At 72.6% G+C, this 3,028-nt stretch carries 2 protein-coding genes; both read right to left on the reverse strand.

Annotation, left to right across the window (positions count from 1 at the left end; genetic code table 11):
* Positions 1–42: 42 nt before the first annotated feature.
* Complete coding sequence (locus HO151_RS03055) at positions 43–531, reverse strand: PaaI family thioesterase (protein ID WP_173894575.1); 489 nt, start codon at positions 529–531, stop codon at positions 43–45.
* 107 nt (positions 532–638) lie between these two features.
* Positions 639–2,918 carry an FdhF/YdeP family oxidoreductase gene (locus tag HO151_RS03060; RefSeq protein ID WP_173894576.1) on the reverse strand — a complete coding sequence of 760 codons (2,280 nt, stop codon included), beginning with the start codon at positions 2,916–2,918 and terminating at the stop codon, positions 639–641.
* Positions 2,919–3,028 lie beyond the last annotated feature (110 nt).

The following is a 3,028-nucleotide window of genomic DNA, read 5'->3' on the forward strand; positions in this document are numbered from 1 at the left end:
ACCGGCCGTCCGGTCTCCCGGCCGTCCGGGCCCGCCCGGCGCTCAGCCCGTCGCGCCGGCCCGCCGGGCGTCGTCCGGGTTCACGTCGCGCAGCAGGCACGTCAGCCGCGCGCTGCACACCCGCCTGCCGTCCTCGTCGCTGATCACGATCTCGTACGTGGCCGTCGAACGGCCCCTGTGCAGGGGGGTGGCCACCCCGGTGACCAGGCCGGAGCGGGCGCCCCGGTGGTGGGTGCAGTTGAGGTCGACCCCGACGGCGATCTTGGAGCTGCCGCCGTGCAGCATGGCGCCGACCGAGCCGAGGGTCTCGGCGAGGACGGCGGAGGCACCGCCGTGCAGGAGCCCGTACGGCTGGGTGTTGCCCTCGACCGGCATGGTGCCGACGACGCGGTCCGCGGAGGCCTCCACGATCTGGACGCCCATGCGCGTGCCGAGGTGCCCGGCGGAGAACATGGCGGCCAGGTCCACGCCCAGTGCGGAGTACTCGTCGATGACCTCTTGCGGGAACTTCACGTGGTGCTGCTCGCCCATGGGGTCCGCTTCCTTACGTCGTCGGTCGTGCTGCTGGTGCCTGTGCTGGTGCCTGTACCTGTGTCTGTGCCTGTGCCTGTGTCCGGACCGTGCGGCTGAGCGGGCGCTCAGTCGGTGGCCGATTGTTCCAGACGGACCACGACGGACTTGCTGGCGGGCGTGTTGCTGGTGTCGGCGGTGGCGTCCAGCGGCACCAGGACGTTCGTCTCCGGGTAGTACGCGGCCGCGCAGCCGCGGGCCGTCGGGTAGTGCACGACGCGGAAACCGGCGGCGCGGCGCTCCACCCCGTCCTTCCACTCGCTGACGAGATCGGTGTACGAGCCGTCGGCGAAGCCCAGTTCGCGGGCGTCCTCGGGGTTCACCAGGACCACCCGGCGGCCGTTCCTGATCCCGCGGTAGCGGTCGTCGAGGCCGTAGATCGTGGTGTTGTACTGGTCGTGCGAGCGCAGGGTCTGCAGGAGCAGGCGGCCCTCGGGGAGCTCCGGGTGCTCGACGGGCGCGGCGGTGAAGTTGGCCTTGCCGGTGGCCGTGGGGAAGCGGCGCTCGTCGCGCGGGGCGTGCGGCAGGGCGAAGCCGGCCGGGTCGGCCACCTTGGCGTTGAAGTCGTCGAAGCCCGGCACGACGCGGGCGATGCGGTCACGGACGGTGGCGTAGTCCTTCTCGAACTCCTCCCAGGGCGTCCGGGACGCCTCGCCGAGGACCCGGCGCGCGAGGCGGCACACGATGGCGGGCTCGGACAGCAGGTGCTCGCTCGCGGGCTCCAGACGGCCGCGTGAGGCGTGCACCATGCCCATGGAGTCCTCGACGGTCACGAACTGCTCGCCGCCGGCCTGGAGGTCGCGCTCGGTGCGGCCGAGGGTGGGCAGGATCAGGGCGCGGGCGCCCGTGACGGCGTGCGAGCGGTTGAGCTTCGTCGACACGTGCACGGTGAGGCGGGCGCGGCGCATCGCCGCCTCGGTGACCTCGGTGTCGGGGGACGCCGACACGAAGTTGCCGCCCATCGCGAAGAAGACCTTGGCCTTGCCGTCGCGCATCGCGCGGATGGCGCGGACGACGTCGTGGCCGTGCCCGCGCGGCGGGGCGAAGCCGAACTCCTTCTCCAGGGCGTCCAGGAAGGCGGGCGCGGGGCGCTCGAAGATGCCCATGGTGCGGTCGCCCTGCACGTTCGAGTGGCCGCGCACGGGGCACACGCCGGCGCCCGGCCGGCCGATGTTGCCGCGCAGCAGGAGGAAGTTGACGACCTCGCGGATCGTCGGCACGGAGTGCTTGTGCTGGGTGAGGCCCATCGCCCAGCACACGACGGTGCGCTCCGAGGCGAGGACCATGCCGAGCGCTTCCTCGATCTGCGCGCGCGTGAGGCCCGTCGCGGTGAGCGTCTCGTCCCAGTCGGCGGCGCGGGCGGCCTCGGCGAACTCCTCGTAACCGTGCGTGTGCTCGGCGACGAAGGCCTCGTCGACGGCGCCCTTCGTGTCGAGTATCAGCTTGTTCAGGAGACGGAAGAGGGCCTGGTCGCCGCCGATGCGGATCTGCAGGAACAGGTCGGTGAGGGCGGCGCCCCTGAACATGCCCCGGGGGGTCTGCGGGTTCTTGAAGCGCTCCATGCCCGCCTCGGGCAGCGGGTTCACCGTGATGATCCGCGCGCCGTTGCCCTTCGCCTTCTCCAGGGCGGAGAGCATGCGCGGGTGGTTGGTGCCCGGGTTCTGCCCGGCCACGATGATCAGGTCGGCCCGGTGGAGGTCGTCCAGCAGGACGCTGCCCTTGCCGACGCCGATCGTCTCGTTCAGTGCGGAGCCGGACGACTCGTGGCACATGTTGGAGCAGTCGGGCAGGTTGTTCGTGCCGAACTCGCGGGCGAACAGCTGATAGAGGAACGCCGCCTCGTTGCTGGTGCGGCCCGAGGTGTAGAACAGCGCCTCGTCGGGGGAGGCGAGGGCGGTGAGCTCCTCGGCGACGATGTCGAAGGCGCGCTCCCACGACACCGCCTCGTAGCGGTCGGCGCCCTCCGCGAGGTACACGGGATGCGTGAGACGGCCCTGCTGGCCCAGCCAGTAGCCGCTGCGGGTGGCGAGGTCGGCGACCGGGTGCGCGGCGAAGAAGTCCGGGGTCACGCGGCGCAGGGTGGCCTCCTCCGCGACCGCCTTGGCGCCGTTCTCGCAGAACTCCGCCGTGTGCCGGTGCTCGGGCTCGGGCCAGGCGCAGCCCGGGCAGTCGAAGCCGTCCTTCTGGTTGACCCGCAGCAGCGTCAGCGCCGTGCGCCGCACGCCCATCTGCCGCTGTGCGACGCGCAGGGTGTGCCCGACGGCCGGCAGCCCGGCCGCGGCGTGCTTCGGCCCGGCGACCTGCGGCGCGTCCTGGACCGGGTCGTTCTGGGGCGGCTTGCCGGCCATCGTGGCCTCCTCTTCGAGCACACGTGTGCGGTACACCGGGATCCTCCCACGCGGCGGCGACACCGCCCGTGCCGCGGTGGACGGCGGCTGCGCGGGCGGCCCGTGAGAGG

Source organism: Streptomyces sp. 8P21H-1, assembly GCF_013302945.1.

What these genes read in the sequence shown, in the direction of transcription:
- HO151_RS03055 (WP_173894575.1), bottom strand. Translation starts at nt 531, where the DNA reads ATGGGCGAGCAGCACCACGTGAAGTTCCCGCAAGAGGTCATCGACGAG.
- HO151_RS03060 (WP_173894576.1), bottom strand. Translation starts at nt 2,918, where the DNA reads ATGGCCGGCAAGCCGCCCCAGAACGACCCGGTCCAGGACGCGCCGCAG.